This is a genomic window from Paenibacillus antibioticophila, assembly GCF_000455265.1.
Classification (GTDB): domain Bacteria; phylum Bacillota; class Bacilli; order Paenibacillales; family Paenibacillaceae; genus Fontibacillus; species Fontibacillus antibioticophila.
In genome coordinates this window covers 741,864-757,504 of the sequence record NZ_HG005139.1, presented here as the reverse complement: position 1 = coordinate 757,504, position 15,641 = coordinate 741,864, and the positions used below count along the sequence as shown (strand labels likewise).

Below are 15,641 nucleotides of genomic sequence, written 5' to 3'. Positions count from 1 at the left end.
AAACAGCTGCGGATGTAAAAATGGAGAGGAGCGTCATGAACAAATGAGCACATTTCTAACAAAAGCCATTATGGATTTTTTTGTTGCGTTCGGTATCGTGCTTGGAGGAGCCTTGATAGGAGGAATTGGAGCCGTCGTTTCCTTGCAGCCCCCTACCCAGACGATGCTGGATATCGCCGGACGAATCAAGATTTGGGCACTCGCTGCTGCTGTGGGAGGCACGATCGATCCCATGCGGGTGATCGAGAGCAATTTCTTTGACGGAAATATCTCCCCGGCAATCAAGCAGATCCTCTTTTTACTCTCTGCCTTTATGGGAGCTCATATCGGGTCCGAACTGGTAAGATGGATGTGTGGAGGGGGGCGGGGATGAGCGAAGAGCGCAAGCTGTCCTCACGGGAATCCCTTCGAGGCTTCAGGCGATTTATGCAGCTGTTCTCAGTGTTTGTTCTGGGCATGGTGGCTGGAAGCATCATTTATAATCTTGTATTTCAGCAGAGCTATAATCAATTGTGGCTTGAGAACAAGGATTTGCAAATCCAGCTTTATCAGTCAGAAGAGGATAATAAGACCTTGAAGAAATATCAAAACCGTTCGACCGTAGTCAAGGAGATCAAGGTTCGGGTTGAGGAACGTGATCCTCCGCTGGATGCGCTTGCGGTGAAGGAAGTGGTTCAGCAGCTTCACGAAGAGCTGGAGGTGCTTCGGGGCAGAAGCATCTTCGAGATCGATTCCGATGCCAAGATGGCGCGAACACTGCTGAACCGGAAAGTATACACGGTTCGTGAGAAGGAGTACAGCATTCAGGTCAAGACGATGCTCGTCAGTGAAGGCGTGCTTCAAATCTGGGTGGATATCCGTCCTTATATCAAGAGCTAAACGGCCCGCGACGACATCCAAAATCCATGTTACAATGATAAAGATCACATTTGCCAAACAAAAAAAATAGGAAGTGCTCATTCAAGATCAAAAGTTGACTGTTTGAACAATCTCTAAGCGAAGGAGCGGTGACCTTTATCATGATTGAGAGCCTGTTATATGTTCTGTATGCCATTCTGTTTGTATCCAGCATCTGCTCCATTGTGTTCAGCGTGAAGTCGCGCCGTTCCCGGGACCCGAGGGTTCGCGGCATGTCCCAGGCAAAGATGAACATCAGCATGGGCTTCATGCTCATCGTGCTTTCCTTGATCCAAATGTTCATGTTCAGCGGCTCCACGGTACGGGTTATTGTGGGTGCTTTATTCATGGTGCTTGGCGCATTCAACCTTTTTGCCGGCTTCCGCAATTACGGGCTGATCTCCAGACAACGGGCGGATTAATCGCGCCGTCTAGGCATGGTCGATGGATTGAAGCGTCATTACCACCTTGGAGATCAGATGCTCTTGATAGGTCATCACAATTTCCAGCTTGCAGGTTTTCCGCGTCATCTCAAGAACTAGCGGACGGATCATGACCGGGTTCTCGATCTGGACCGGACGGACAAAGTACGTGGTCAGGTTATCCACTACATAATCTCCCCCGCCGCTGATATCCTTGGCCGTACTCAAGCCTGCATGCGTCATCAACGAGGTTAATACACCATGGGAAATGGTGCCTAGATCGGTTGCCATTTGAGGGGTGATCACCCCGTGAAAGAATAGACGCCCGTCTTCATCACGTTCTTCGGCAAACCCATTCCACATTAAATGCTCGAACGTCTCGCCCATCTGCGGCTGATTGCGCGCGTCACGCATGGCCTGAAGCACTTCGCGCCGGGTAATGGAAGAGATCAGCTTCCGGTTTCTGTCCACGACCGGCAGGAAATCAATGCCTTCCCACACCATGATTTGGGCAGCCGATGCCAGCGAAGTCTGAAGGCCGACCGTAATCGGATGGCGGGTCAGGCATTTTTCGATGCTCTGGTCTCCGCTCAGCTCTTCCACATTTTTGCGGCTGATAATCCCGATCACCCGGTTCCATTCATCAACGACAGGAAAATGATATTGGCCTGTCTCTATAGACAGCTGATCAAAATCAGAAATATTGCTCGTTACCTTCAGCATGTTCACCTTCGGCTTGCTCGCCACAATATCTTCTACCAGCATAATCTTTTTCTTGATCAGTCGGTCAAAAATCGCCCGGTTAATCATCGATGCGACTGTAAACGTATCGTGACGCGAGGAAATGATCGGCAGGGACAAGCTGTCTGCCTGTGCCTTGACCTCCCGGCTCGTACCAAAGCCTCCGGTAATCAGCACGCCTGCGCCTTGTTCAAGCGCCAGGGCATGGGCATTCTCACGGTTCCCGACAATTAACAGGCTTCCTGCATCGATATAGCGGGCCATCGCGTCGATCTTCATCGCGCCGATGACATACTTATACAACGTCTTGTCCAGTCCTTCCGCTCCGCCAAGCACATGTCCTTCCACGATTTCGACAACATCCCCGAAGGTCAATTGGTCCGAAATATTGCGCGGCTTCTTCTCGACACGAACCGTTCCAATCCGTTCCTTCGTAATCACAATCCCCAGATTTTCCGCCTCTTTCACGGCCCGATAGGCTGTTCCTTCACTGACCCCCAGACTCTTGGCCAGCTTACGCACGGAAATTTTGGTTCCAATCTTAAGTCCCTCAATATGCTGTAGAAGCTGCTCGTGCTTCGTTACACTTTCTTCATGTCCCTCCAACTGTTATACCCCCCGTCGGATTCTGTACCACTCTGTATCTAATATACACTATAATCGAATACTCAGCCAAGGCAGTTCTTGTCACCCTCGAAGCTGTCTGATCAAGCGGCACCAAGTAATAAAAAAACGGGCCCGCTTATTCCGGGTCCGTCTTTTTCATCCTCGTTTGCGCTCACATGCCTTGCTTCTGTTTGCCTTCCTTCAGCCATTTGCTCTCCCATTCCCGGTACTTGGCGCGGCGTACCTCCTCAAGCTTTTGCTGCTTCTCTTCGTTGACGCCAAGAATAAAATGCAGATGCGCTCCGATGACCAGGAAAGCAAATAACGCCCATACAGCGCCAAAGGCGGAAATCCAGCCGGCTCCCGGCTCGAAGGATATCATCGGCAAGGCATATACCAGCATAGCAAGCGCGATAATCAGATACATGAAATGCTTGAGTTTATTCGGCTTCTTTACCGTCTTCATATTGAACAGCAGCTCCTTCTTCATCGAATCTATATTTCTACTCTATGAAGGATGCTTTGATAATATGAATATTAGAGGTGGTTCAAAAAGTCATCTTTTGATCACGAAGTGTTCCAAGAGGTTGATTCGACTTCGAATCTTGCGTTCACCCTAGAAGTCCGGTACACATGTAGGGTTCTCCTACACTCCGTTCCTCCTTCTTCGGGTTCTCACAACCTTCTCGGTGCTAAAAACCTGACTTTTTGAACTCGCAATATTACATTTGGGTTCCGTATAAATGCTGGAGGCTGTCGGTAATGATCTTATTGATGTCTTGAATCGCCACACTCAGCCGGCGCTCGGCTTCAAACAGTCTGCGAATCCCAAGGTTCATGCTGAGCACCTCAAATCGCTTCTCCATCGTCTCCATCTCTTCTTGGGAGGGCATATTACCCGCCATCATCATCTGTTGAAGCTCATTTTGCCGGTTGCGAAAATCATCCAGCATCCTCTTGCTTTCCGGATCCGCCTCTACCAGCTTCATGGCTGACTCAACATCCTCAACTTCCTTGCTCTCACGCAGTGCCTTCGCCAATTCATTTGCCTTGTCATAAATATTCATTAAAGTTCATCCTCTCAAATTGTTCTTTATATAAGTTGAACTACTGAATTTTACGTTCTGAGGGCAACATGTGAAGTGTTCTTACGATCGCTTACGCTTTATGCTTCCGAAGTAGCTTTCTTACAGAAAGCTTTTAACACTTCACACTCATGCCCTTTCTACGAAATTTTATAGTTCAACATATTTAGTTCCTAATTCTTAGTTAGTCCTTACCTCGTCCAAATAATGAACAGCGCCTGAATCAGACCTATCATCCCGCCCAGAAGCACACCAAGCCACGTAATGGCTCTGAATTCCTTGCCGGATAAGCTAAGAATGATTTCCTCCAATCGCTCGATCGGGAACTTCTCAACCTGTTCCTGCACCAGGGACGGAAGCCGGATCGCTTGAAAAGCAGCAGGGAGGAGTCCGCCAATCAGTTCAATGGCCTTCCCGGTAATAGACGGAATCCATCTATCGGCCTTTTCCTTCCAAGGAGCGATCAGTTGTCCCACCTCGAGCTGTTCAATCGAGCGAATCCAAGATTCCACCGGCAGCCGTTCACTTTGTTCCTTCAGCCAGTCTAACGGTTCCTGCTCCACGATAAGCTCCAGCAGCTCACCAATCTGCTGTTCACCGAATTGCTCCAGCTTATCACGGATCATGCCAACCAGTTGACCTTCCAGCTCTTTTCCGTGAAGGGTTCGCAGAAGCACCGGTGTCAGCTTGCGTACCAGCTTATCCTCATCCACGAAGATTGCTGCCATCGCGCCGAGAAATCCGCCTGTTTTGTCCACCAGTTCACCGGCAAGCTTCGTCAGCAGCTTCTGACCCGCTGATGACAGCAGCTCATCCTCAAGTGAACGAATTACGATCTCAGCTGCCTTCTCGCTCCAACGCTGGCGGTTCTCCTCCGTCCATCCCGGTACAACAGCCTTTAGTTGACGGGAGCCCAAGTCTTGCTTTTCCCATATTGCTCTCAATGCCCGGTTAGCAGCTGATCTTCCTGCATCGGACATTTCCAGCTTGAGCGATTCCCATCGATCCTCTGTCATCCACCGCAGCAATATTTCCCGGACCGTCGATTGGCTATCGGCTAGCTGGAAGAACGCTTGCTTGATTCGTTCCTCAGCTTGCGCTCGAAAGGAAGGCCGCACCAGAAACTCTTGAACTCCTTCGGGTGTGACCAGGTATTCAGCAACGACCTTCCCCAGGGATTTTGCGATATCATCCCTTCTTTTAGGGATCAGTCCAGGCGTGAAGGGGACATGCCACTTGCCAATATATACGGGTCTTCGGGGATGAAACAACATTTTAATCGCGTAATGGTTAGTGATTCCGCCTACAAATCCGGAGACAACTAACGTCACGAGCACATACAGCCAGTCGTCCACCTTGAATTACCTCCTTCGTGCTGCCCGGCAAATGGCCCATGGGTAATCACCAAGGGTTCCGGGTTCTCATATGATGCATTACATGCGCTTATGCAGATGAACTAATTGTATCCAAGACCATCAAGCCCCAGGCTTGGAAGGAGATTCGCTTCATGCCCTCCAAAAAGTTGAAAATCCAAATCATGAGTCCAAACCTACTTGAAAGCGACTATGTTGTACTCGGTGATCAGTTGATCAAGCAATGGCGAATACCGGTTCATCATCGCATGCAGCTGGTATTCGGATCGCTGCGGCAAACTGTCAGAGTCGTGCCGTTGTCTAAGTTTGACGGAATACGAATCAGTCAGCAGCTTGCCGCTCAAATGGGAGTTCAGCCCCGCGCTTCGCTGCGGCTGACTTATCGTCCTCATTCGACAACCCTGCAATTCGGGCCGCTTCTTGGTGTGCTGATCAGCAAAGACTACCCGGATTCACCGGAGCGTCCCTTTGGTCCTATTACGATGTTCTGCAAGGAACTCGTCAATGCCTGTCAACTCCAGGGCGTATACGTGTACTTCTTCACGACGGACCAGATCGGAGCCAACTCATCCAGCGTGTCCGCCTGGGTCTATGGAGACGGATGGAAGAAGTCCCAAGTGCCTGCGGCCGATGTATTTTACAATCGTCTAACCTCAAGAAAGCTGGAGAATAAACCTAGCGTACAGCATTTCCTGAAGGAAGTAAAATCCCGCTATGGCAGCCACTTTTTTAATGAGAAGTTTCTGGATAAGACAGAAGTATTCGATGCGCTCTCCAGAGACCCCAGTATTTCAAAATACTTGCCGGAGTCCTATGCCTTCCAGGGTCTGCAAACGCTCAAGGCCATGTGCGCCAAGCATCCTGTTGTGTTTTTGAAGCCGATTAAAGGCAGCCTTGGGAAAGGAATCATTCGAGTATCGCGGCTGGAAGGAGGAGCCTTCCAGACCCAGACTGCCCAGGTAGGGGGAACCCGGCGGCAGGCTTATCCCAGTCTCGCCAAGCTGTATACCTCATTATCCGGAAAAATGAAAGCTACCCGTTATCAAATCCAGCAGGGGCTTTCTCTCATTGAAGCAGATCGCAGACCGATTGATTTCCGCGCCCTGGTTCAGAAAAATTTGTCCGGAAACTGGAATGTCACTTCTATAGTTGCCAGAACAGCAGGAGGCCATCATTTCGTCTCCAACCTGGCTCGCGGCGGATCCTTGAGCACTGTTAAAGAAGCCGTGTTCAAGTCGTCGCTGCCCACCAATTTGAAAGGGAAAATTCCTTTAAAGCTGCGCAAGGCCGCCTTGTATATCGCAGACGCTGTCGACCATCAGATCCCTGCCCACTTTGGCGAGCTCGGTATAGATCTGGCAGTGGACAACACGGGACATATCTGGCTGCTGGAAGTCAATTCAAAACCATCCAAGAACGACAATACCCCTATCGGGGTCGGTAAGATTCGTCCGTCCGTCAAGCAAGTGGTTGAATATACCCGCTATCTGTCCGGCTTCTAGGAGGTGCTTAGAATGATCAATAAACGGGCACGCGGTATGGTCGGGGTTCTGGTGCGTGAAGCGGACGGGATGCTTCCCTTCTCAGAATCGGATTATTGCAGAAAGCTGTGTCTGACCGGTCATCGCTGCGGGATGAAGGTCTTTGTGTTCACCCCCTCTTCGGTTAGTGCTGACAAATTCTCGATCCGGGGATTCGGCTTCGAGAACGGAAGCTGGCGGCAAGGGGTATATGCTCCGCCTGATATCGTATATGATCGTTGTTTTTCGTATGACCGAAGAACACTTCATCGCAAGCGCATCGCTTTGAAACGGCTTGCTGAGGTTCATCAATTCAGTTATCTGACCCGCGGGCTCTCGGGAAAGTGGAATGTTCATCAGGCCTTGCTGCAATGTCCTGAGCTGGTTCCGCATTTGCCCGATACTTTGCCATACCGTACGAAAAGTCAACTGGAGCAATGGCTCGATTCCCATCAAGGAGAAGCTTTCCTCAAGCCTCAGCATGGGACGCATGGAAAACGAACCTTGCATGTTATCAGCCCATCCGTCTCGGAAAAGCTTTTGTTAACCGGGCGGGACGGGCAGAATCAGATTCTTCACAGGAAGTTTCAATCCCGTCAAGAGGGCCTGAACTGGATTCATTCCTTTATCGCGAATCGCCCCTATATTATGCAATCCTATCTGGAGCTTGTAACTTCAGGCAGAGAGCCGTTTGATATTCGTGCTTTGATGCAGAAAAATGCCAGAGGCTGCTGGGAACTCACCGGAATGGCGGCCAGAATCGGTGCCAGAGAGTCGCTCACCTCAAATCTGCACGGAGGGGGAACCCCATTGCAGGCGGAGTCGTTCCTTCGCTCCGAATTCGGTATGGGTCCGGGAAGCCGTATTGCGGACACGGTTCGTAAGTTATCCGGGAAGATCCCGGTCTGTCTGGAATCCCGCTTTGGCCGGCTGGCTGAACTAGGCATCGATTTTGGAGTCGACCGGGCGGGGAATGTCTGGGTGCTGGAGACCAATTCGAAGCCTGGCCGTTCTTCCTTCTTCCGGATCGGGGATGCCGCCAGCGCCAGGAAGAGCATCGAAAATCCGATTTTATATGCCCGTTATTTGCTGCTGAGCAAACCTTGAATAAGGCACGTAAGACTTTTTTAGGAGGAAAAATTCATGAGTTTGACTTTTTGCAACGTCCATTTCACGCAGCAGCCCCAAAGGGTCGTCTACGTGTCCGGATCCTTGATGAAAAACTTGAAGCTGTCGGGAAAAAAATCGGTTCATCTCAAGTTTGGCGGTGAGCGGGTTCCCGCAGTAATCAAGCCGATTAACAAACCGGGGAAGCATCTGTATCTCGCATCCGGGATTCGCAGGGAGATGCGGATTCCGAAGGCCGGCAGCGTCTTTCTTCGCAGCCTTCAGGAGGGAGAAGTTCAGATCGGACCGCTTATCGGCGTTCTCTCCGACGGTCCTACCTCCTCGGCAAGCAGCCCCTTCGGCTCCCGAACCGGATTCATCAGGCAACTGCTGCGTTATGGCAGCAAGCGATCTTATATTTTTGCGTTTACTCCAAGAGATATTAACTGGGACGATGAATCTGTGAATGGTTTTTTCCTGAATGAGGCCGGAAATTTCGTCCGCAAGAGAGTGCCTCTCCCTGATGTTGTATATAACCGGCTTCCCAGCCGCCGTGCGGAAGTAACCAGTTCGATCACCCAATTGCGTGAACGATTCATCAGGCGCCGGATTCCATTCTTTAATTGGAGCTTCTTCAATAAATCTGATGTATACCGCATGCTGGAGAAGGATCAGATCGTTAACCGGTATGTTCCGGAGTCCGTTATGAACCCGTCGCCGGAGCAGATTCGGGACCTGCTCGACAGGCATTCCCTGATTTACTATAAGCCGAATAACGGAAGCTTGGGCAACGGAATTTACCGGTTATCGAAGCAGAGCAAGAGCGGCTACTATGCCAGATACCGGAAGCAAGGAAGAAATGTGCTCCTTCGCTTCAGCAGCTTTCCCAGTCTGATGCGAACCCTGCAATCAAGACATGGCCGAGCGCTTCAGGGTTATGTGGCTCAGCAAGGAATCAGGTTGATCGAAATCGATAGCTGCCCGATTGATTTCCGTTTCCATATGCACAAGAATGGGCGTAATCAATGGGTCGTCGTCGGGATCGGGGCTAAGAAGGCAGGTAAGGGCAGCGTCACAACTCATTTGAAAAACGGGGGATCGCTGCTGACTCCCGAACAAGCGCTTAACCGCGCCTTCGGCTCAAGGGCGGAGGAAGTACTGAGGAATGCCAAATCAGTTGCGATTACCTTGGCCGAAGCCATTGAGATTCACCACCAGCACCTGATAGGCGAGATCGGGTTTGATATCGGGATCGGCAAGGAAGAAAAAATCTGGATGTTCGAAGCGAACGCCAAGCCGGGAAGATCTATCTTCAAGCACCCCTCCCTCCGGGCTGAAGGGAGAGCATCGGTCGAGCACATCCTCGAGCATTGTTTATACCTCAGTAAATTTCGGAGGAGGGAAGCCTGATGAACCAGGTTTCAGGTGATCAGAAGCCTGTCGTGGCGGTGCTGACGATAGAAGACAAGGCGGAGCAATTCCGCGGCAACCGGGCCAACTTCCGGGATATTCTCCGTACAGGCAGAGAATTGGATTTTCCGGTCTATGTATTGACTGTCAAGGACCTAAAGCTATCAGCAAACCGGGTCAAGGGATACGCATACAGCCCGGAAGAAAAGGAATGGAAGCGGCAGTGGTTCCCGCTTCCTCAGGTAATCTACAACCGGATCCCGCAACGCGAGGATGAGAAAAGACCCTCCGTGCGAAAAAAAATAGCTGCCTGTCTAAAACATGCCAACATTCATTTGTTCAATCCTTTCTTCTTTAATAAATGGGTGCTGTTCGATTGGCTCAAAAAAAATCACAGCACCCGTACCTTGGTGCCGAGAACTAGACGGCTGCGCTCGCCGCAATCGCTGGAAGAGATGCTGTTGCAATATCGCAGTCTCTATCTGAAGCCTGAGAGTGGAAAAGCCGGGAAAGGGATTATGCTGCTTCAGATCGATGAGAGTGAGACGAAGCCCTACCGCCTTACGATTCAAGGTGTCAAGCAGCGTAACATTGTATACAGAACCGGCAAGCTCACACTGCTCTGGAAAAGGATCAAGCGGGAAACCGAGAAGACACCGTATATTGTTCAGCAGGGTATCGAGCTTGCCTCTTATAACGGACGACAGTTCGACATTCGTACGCTAGTGCAGAAGAACGGGAAAGGTACCTGGCTCGTCACAGGCATAGGCGCACGCTTGGCTGGCTATCACCGGATTACCACCCACGTTCCCCAAGGAGGCAGTGTCGAGGATCCGGAGAAGCTGCTCATTCCCTCATTCGGTCAAGAGACGACAGGCTATCTTATGAATCGGCTAAAATCAAGCGCCGTACTCATCGCCAAACAGATCGAGAAGGCTTCCAGAAATCAGCTTGGAGAGATGTCGATGGATTTGGGAATCGATACGGAGGGGAAAATCTGGTTTTTTGAGGCCAATGCCAAGCCGATGAAATTTGATGAACCCCATATCCGCAAGAAGTCATTGGAGCGTGTATTTCAATACAGCCACTATTTATACAGACAAGGGAAGTTATAATCCCGGAAACGAGGTATCTCATGCTGATCAAGGAATGGCAGCCTGAAGAAGGGAGGAACTGGGAACTTGAGCATGGTCAGCTTCTGTCCTTTGTCCAGAGATATACCCGAGGAAGATTACCCGCCGAAAGCTATTATCAACTGATGAAGCTGTCCCAGAGCAAGCTCCTAGCGCCAGGCTCCTCTCTCCTGTTCGCCCTTATTCGTACAGAGGAGGGGCCTCTGCTCGCAGGACTCTCCTGCCTTACAAATCAAGGCAGGGGGGTTAGCATTGTCGTTGTAAACCCGTTCTATCGGAACCGTGGAATCGGTTCCTCACTGCTCTCTCGTCAGCTTGCCCGCTTGGGCGAGGTTACCTGCCTTGTTGCCCCGGATAACCCGGCGGGCTTGCAGATGTGTCTGAATGCCGGATTGTCGGTCACCCGGATTATACGGTCCGCTAGCGGCAAAACACTTCTCGAATGCTGCGGAAAACTGGCGACAGATGCGGATAGCACTTATTTATCCCCCTATAGCCTGCACAAACCCGATAAAGTAGGTGATTAACAGATGTCTCAGCCGGTTCTGGGAATTCTGACTTTATATTTAAATGACAAGAAAAGGCTTGAGGAAAGACATGTCTATCAGAAAATGATTATAGAGGGCGCCAAGCTTGGGCTAGATGTATACGTATTTACTCCTATGGATATTCATGGAAAGAAATCTATGATTCATGCACTCATCTATGATCCCGGAACAAGAACCTGGTCCCGAAAATGGCGCGAATTTCCCGACCTTATCTATGACCGCTGCCGCATTCAGCGAAGTAAAAGATTCGAACAACTCAAACAGTTCAGGCATCGTTACGGGCATTTAAGATTCCTGAACCGACCGCTACGGGATAAATGGACGATTTATCAATTACTCTCGAGAAAGGCCTCCTTCCGCTCCTACTTGCCGGAGACGGTTTTGTTCCAGAACAGCTCCGATCCTGTAAGGCTCCTTCACAAGCACTCCTCGATTTATGTCAAGCCGATTAACGGTACCGGCGGACGCGGCATTTTAAGACTGGAGCGGCTGGAGAATAACATGGTGCTTGTTCAGGGACGCCGGCAAAACCGGTCCATTATTCCTGCACAAAAGCTACCTATCTCGCGACTTGGGTCCTTGCTGCACAACTGGAAGGGCAGCAGCCGCTTCATTGCCCAGCAAGCTATTCATATTAAGCTGCCTGACGGGAAGGTGCATGATTACCGGATGCTGGTACAGAAAAACGGTGAAGGTCAGTGGGAGGTTACCGGGGGAGCAGGAAGAGTCGGGCCTGCACGAAGCGTCACCTCCAATTTACATGGCGGAGGCAGAGCCATCCCCATGAACAGATTACTAAGCCATTCCGGCCATTCCGATGAAAAGCGGAGCCAGATCAGACGGACTGCAGAAAAGCTGAGCCTGGAGGTCGCGGAATATCTGGAATCATCCATCGGTGCCATCTGTGAGCTTGCTCTCGACTTGGCGATAGACCGAAGCGGCAGCGTCTATATTCTCGAGGTCAATCCCAAACCGGCCCGAGAGGTATTCATGCAAACCGGGGATAAGGAGGCTTACCGGCGAGCTATTATCAAGCCGTTGGAGTACGCCTTGTGGTTATATAACAGAAAAGCCGCCCCTTCTTCTTCTTGAAGGGAGCGGCTTATTCGAACTCTCTGCTATAGATGAGACTGCTCATACAACTCAAGCAATTCTTCAAAGGATGAGATCAAAATATCGGATCCCTCCAACTCATGTTCATGACCAAAGCCGGCGTAGGCGCAGCCAATCACCGTCTGGTGATTTTGCTTGCCTGCCTCCACATCGGACGAACGGTCTCCAACCATCCATGCCCGGTCCACACCATGGCGGTCCAGCAGCAGCTTGACCAGTTCGGTCTTGGATGCCGTCTGATATTGGCCGGCACTGTACAAGCCTTCAAATAAATCCGCTATGCCATGGGCTTCCGCAACGCCATTTACGTAATGCTCAAGACCATTGCTCGCAACAAACAACCGAACTCCCCGCTGTTTGAGCCTGGTTAATGTATCGGCCACGCCTGGATAGAGCTCGGTTGGATGAGTCTTTAAGCCGGCAAGCTCAAATTCAAGCAGTAGTTCATCAGCCCGTCGATGAACCGCCTCGCTACTATCCGGAATCACCTTTTTCCAAATATCCTCCAGCAGCATTCCGAGACAACTAAGCATGAGCTCCTCAGGGGGCGTCGCTCCTTCATAGAGCTTCTCCAGCCTTAACTGCTCAAACACCTGATGATGCACCGGTATGAGCAAGGTTTCCGTCTTAAACAAAGTTCCATCCATATCAAAGATAATCGCTTCCGGCTTTGGCAGCCCTGGCTGAATTGTCATTCCCATAATCCCTCCGGTCGATATTTCTTCATCCATGATACCTTGTTTGAGGGGATGTCTCAACGGAATTATTTCAGTTCAGGGAAATCCGTTTGAGGATATTCCCATTAAAGTCCAGCACCTTAAATACATCAGCGTCCATCAAACCGTAGGAATGAGGCCATTGCTCCTTGGGAAGTGAGATAGAGCCTGGGTTAAGCAAATATATGCCTTCCCGCTCCTCTGCTACAGGAATATGCGTGTGTCCCTGAATAAAGATGCTGCCTGCTTCGAGAGAAGGCAGATTGTCCATGCTGTGAATATGACCGTGAGAAGCAAAAATCCGCCGCCCTTGATCATAGATCTGTACATGATCGCCCATCATCGGAAATTGCAGCAGCATCTGGTCCACCTCAGCATCGCAATTACCCCGCAGCGCAAGAATCCGGTCCTTATACTGATTGAGACGATCAGCTACCTGTGCCGGGGCATATTGCTCCGGCAACGGGTTCCGCGGGCCGTGATACATATAATCTCCAAGCAAAATGATCCGGTCGGGCTTCTCAAGCTCTACCTGCTCAAGCGCCTTATTCAGCCAATATAGCGAACCATGGATATCGGAAATAAACATGAATTTCATTTTCAATAACTCCTTGTTTACTTTTTGAAATGATATGGAACCGTCGTTACAATCAGGTCTCTCCGATACAACAGGAACGCCCGAATCAACAAGCTGGACTGATTGTGAAGCGCATTATGCCATCGTTTCTTCGGAATAAACTGCGGGATCAGAACTGTAACCTGAAAGTTCGACTCCTTGGCCTTGTATTCCACAGTATCGACAAACTTGGTTAACGGCTGGATAATGCTTCGATATTGGGAGTATAGCGTCACAAGGCGAACATCAGGCTGCCAGTGGCTCCATTTTTCTTCAAACCCTTTTTCGCTTTCCTTATCAAAGGCAACGTATACCGCAATGATTTGATCCGGATGGAGCGATTTTGCATAATTCAGTGTATTCTCTACCACATGCGTAATCCCTGCAACCGGAATAATGAACACATTCCCCTCAATCGGTTTATGAGGCTCACAGGAGCTGATCCGAAGCTGGTCCCCGACATCCTCATAATGCTTATGAATACTGCGGAAGAACAGGACGATGAGCGGCAGAAAAATCAGCACCGGCCATACCTGTGGAAACTTGGTGATGAAAAATATTATCATAACAAGAAAGCTGATGGCAGCCCCGACGGCATTAATCGTCAGCTTGACTCTCCAGCCCGCAGGCTTCTCGCGGAGCCATTTCACAAGCATGCCGGTTTGAGCCAAGGTAAACGGAATAAACACACCTACCGCATAGAGCGGAATCAGATGCTCGGTTTGGCCTTTAAACATAATAATCAGCAGGATCGACGCGGTTGCAAGAAACAGAATTCCATTCGAATAGCCCAGTCTGTCTCCTCTTACCGTGAACATTCTGGCGATGTATTTGTCTTTTGCCAGATTAACTGCCAACAGCGGAAAAGCCGAATACCCCGTGTTAGCTGCAAGAACCAGAATCATCGCCGTAATCCCTTGAATAATATAATACATGAGTCCCCGCCCAAAAGTAGCAGAGGCAATCTGGGATACAACCGTCTCCTCTGCCTTTGGAGAGATCCCGTAGTAATAAGCTAGAAATACAATTCCCGAAAAAAGGATGGCCAGTAAAATCCCCATAGCAGCAAGTGTCTTGGCCGCATTGCTCGGAGCCGGAGACTTGAAGTTTGGAATAGCGTTCGAGATCGCCTCTACTCCCGTCAAGGCAGAACTGCCTGAAGCAAACGCCCTTAGCAGCAGGAATAGACTAAGTCCGGCTATCGGCGTGCCAAAGGATGTGTGAAGCTCCGGAGAAATCTGGCCTGTCAGCACCTTATAGAGACCGACTGCGATTGTTAGAAACAAAATAGCGACGAACAAATATACCGGATAGGCCAGCACCGAAGCGGACTCGGTAAGCCCCCGAAGATTCAAAATCGTGATTAGTACGACCAAGAGGCACGCGATCAGAACATTATACCCGTGCAGGGATGGAAATGCTGAAGTAATCGCATCCGTACCCGCCGAAATACTTACAGCGACAGTCAAAATATAATCGACAAGCAAAGAGCCCCCCGCAAGAAGACCGGAATTGACTCCAAGATTCTCTTTAGATACTACATAGGCCCCGCCGCCATGAGGATAAGCGAAGATAATTTGTCTATAAGACAGTACGAGCGCAACAAGCAACACCAAAATGCCAACCGCAATCGGAATAGATAACCAGTATGCCACCGCCCCCAAGGCCATCAATACCAGCAGAATCTGTTCCGGTCCATACGCTACGGAAGAGAGCGCATCAGAGGACAGGATTGCAAGAGCCTTCGTCTTATTCAGCTTCTGCTCACCAAGGTCTTTTGATTTTAAAGGCTGACCGATTAAGACACGTTTGAACAATGTAAACATAGATGCAACACCACCAAGAATTAGAATAGGATCTCGGATTGAGGCTGATCGTCCGGTTGGTCTTGTATTTACGCAGCAAAAAAACCGCAGAGGAAAGAACCTCTGCGGCCATTATGAACTGGTCACAGTATCATCCTCTCTCGAACAACGCTTACGAGGTTAGCTGTCGGATTAGGGTAGTGAGAGTCACCCCTCCGCGGTTGCCTGCCGTACATTAAATCTCCGGTTGATAGCTTCCGCGGATTCACCCCACGCACCTTGCCAGAATAAAAACCATCCTGCTCAAGGCGCATTCGGTTCCCCCGTTTTCCCCGCCGTGACGAGGAAATTCAGCGAATCAGATATCGAATCCAAGAGTGATATTACTCCTATGGCCTGATAATGTAAATCCTTGAAAATGACATGAAAATTCAGATTTAATTACTTTTTAATCAGGGAAGCGCTTACTTGATTATGGCGCTTTTATTATCTCGGTTTATCCTGCATTTGATTCGTTTTTCTATGGAAACAGAAGAAAGAGGGTGTCTC

General features: G+C 49.9%; 16 protein-coding genes and 1 riboswitch. Of the genes, 9 read left to right on the top strand and 7 right to left on the bottom strand.

Annotated elements, in window-relative coordinates; translation table 11 throughout:
• Nucleotides 1-43: 43 nt before the first annotated feature.
• The 3 genes from TX85_RS03295 (at nt 44) to TX85_RS03285 (ending at nt 1,319) form a co-directional block, all read left to right on the top strand.
• Entirely contained in the window at nt 44-373 is a 330-nt protein-coding gene (locus tag TX85_RS03295) for a YtrH family sporulation protein (protein ID WP_044477710.1), read from the top strand.
• A complete protein-coding gene (locus TX85_RS03290; RefSeq protein WP_044477709.1) occupies nt 370-879 on the top strand; it encodes a hypothetical protein in 510 nt (169 codons plus the stop codon). The genes TX85_RS03295 and TX85_RS03290 overlap by 4 nt, the downstream gene beginning before the upstream one ends.
• A 140-nt stretch (nt 880-1,019) precedes the next feature.
• A complete protein-coding gene (locus TX85_RS03285; RefSeq protein ID WP_044477708.1) occupies nt 1,020-1,319 on the top strand; it encodes a YtpI family protein in 300 nt (99 codons plus the stop codon).
• Between the two features lie 9 nt (nt 1,320-1,328).
• On the opposite strand, the gene TX85_RS03280 is transcribed toward TX85_RS03285, so the two are convergent.
• From TX85_RS03280 to TX85_RS03265, 4 genes are all read right to left on the bottom strand, one after another.
• Nucleotides 1,329-2,666 carry a DRTGG domain-containing protein gene (locus TX85_RS03280; protein WP_044477707.1) on the bottom strand — a complete coding sequence of 446 codons (1,338 nt, stop codon included), beginning with the start codon at nt 2,664-2,666 and terminating at the stop codon, nt 1,329-1,331.
• A gap of 172 nt (nt 2,667-2,838) precedes the next feature.
• Entirely contained in the window at nt 2,839-3,156 is a 318-nt protein-coding gene (locus tag TX85_RS03275) for a hypothetical protein (protein ID WP_374705654.1), read from the bottom strand.
• A gap of 232 nt (nt 3,157-3,388) precedes the next feature.
• Nucleotides 3,389-3,733 carry a YlbF family regulator gene (locus TX85_RS03270; protein ID WP_044477706.1) on the bottom strand — a complete coding sequence of 115 codons (345 nt, stop codon included), beginning with the start codon at nt 3,731-3,733 and terminating at the stop codon, nt 3,389-3,391.
• Nucleotides 3,734-3,942: 209 nt separating this feature from the next.
• On the bottom strand, nt 3,943-5,106 hold the full coding sequence (locus TX85_RS03265) for a DUF445 family protein (protein ID WP_044477705.1): 1,164 nt from the start codon (nt 5,104-5,106) through the stop codon (nt 3,943-3,945).
• A gap of 152 nt (nt 5,107-5,258) precedes the next feature.
• On the opposite strand from TX85_RS03265, the gene TX85_RS03260 reads away from it, so the two are divergent.
• From TX85_RS03260 to TX85_RS03235, 6 genes are read left to right on the top strand one after another with little or no spacing between them, the layout of a single operon-like run.
• Nucleotides 5,259-6,626, top strand: coding sequence for a YheC/YheD family endospore coat-associated protein (locus TX85_RS03260; RefSeq protein WP_044477704.1), 1,368 nt, complete (start codon nt 5,259-5,261; stop codon nt 6,624-6,626).
• A 12-nt stretch (nt 6,627-6,638) separates the two neighbouring features.
• Nucleotides 6,639-7,751 (top strand): YheC/YheD family endospore coat-associated protein, encoded by a 1,113-nt coding sequence (locus TX85_RS03255; protein ID WP_044477703.1) that lies wholly within the window; start codon nt 6,639-6,641, stop codon nt 7,749-7,751.
• 36 nt (nt 7,752-7,787) lie between these two features.
• Nucleotides 7,788-9,161 (top strand): YheC/YheD family endospore coat-associated protein, encoded by a 1,374-nt coding sequence (locus TX85_RS03250; RefSeq protein ID WP_044477702.1) that lies wholly within the window; start codon nt 7,788-7,790, stop codon nt 9,159-9,161.
• The gene (locus tag TX85_RS03245; RefSeq protein WP_044477701.1) at nt 9,161-10,276 is read left to right on the top strand and encodes a YheC/YheD family endospore coat-associated protein; all 1,116 of its coding nucleotides are present in this window, start codon (nt 9,161-9,163) and stop codon (nt 10,274-10,276) included. Before TX85_RS03250 ends, TX85_RS03245 begins: the two co-directional genes overlap by 1 nt.
• 20 nt (nt 10,277-10,296) lie before the next feature.
• A complete protein-coding gene (locus TX85_RS03240; protein WP_044477700.1) occupies nt 10,297-10,821 on the top strand; it encodes an N-acetyltransferase in 525 nt (174 codons plus the stop codon).
• A gap of 3 nt (nt 10,822-10,824) precedes the next feature.
• Nucleotides 10,825-11,934: a YheC/YheD family endospore coat-associated protein gene (locus TX85_RS03235; RefSeq protein ID WP_044477699.1), complete on the top strand. Its 1,110-nt coding sequence runs from the start codon at nt 10,825-10,827 to the stop codon at nt 11,932-11,934.
• Between the two features lie 26 nt (nt 11,935-11,960).
• On the opposite strand, the gene TX85_RS03230 is transcribed toward TX85_RS03235, so the two are convergent.
• From TX85_RS03230 to TX85_RS03220, 3 genes are all read right to left on the bottom strand, one after another.
• Nucleotides 11,961-12,650 carry an HAD family hydrolase gene (locus TX85_RS03230; RefSeq protein ID WP_044477698.1) on the bottom strand — a complete coding sequence of 230 codons (690 nt, stop codon included), beginning with the start codon at nt 12,648-12,650 and terminating at the stop codon, nt 11,961-11,963.
• A 73-nt stretch (nt 12,651-12,723) separates the two neighbouring features.
• Complete coding sequence (gene yfcE, locus TX85_RS03225) at nt 12,724-13,269, bottom strand: phosphodiesterase (RefSeq protein WP_044477697.1); 546 nt, start codon at nt 13,267-13,269, stop codon at nt 12,724-12,726.
• 17 nt (nt 13,270-13,286) lie between these two features.
• Nucleotides 13,287-15,113, bottom strand: coding sequence for an APC family permease (locus tag TX85_RS03220; protein WP_044477696.1), 1,827 nt, complete (start codon nt 15,111-15,113; stop codon nt 13,287-13,289).
• Nucleotides 15,114-15,245: 132 nt separating this feature from the next.
• A riboswitch (cyclic di-AMP (ydaO/yuaA leader) is annotated at nt 15,246-15,458 on the bottom strand.
• Nucleotides 15,459-15,641 lie beyond the last annotated feature (183 nt).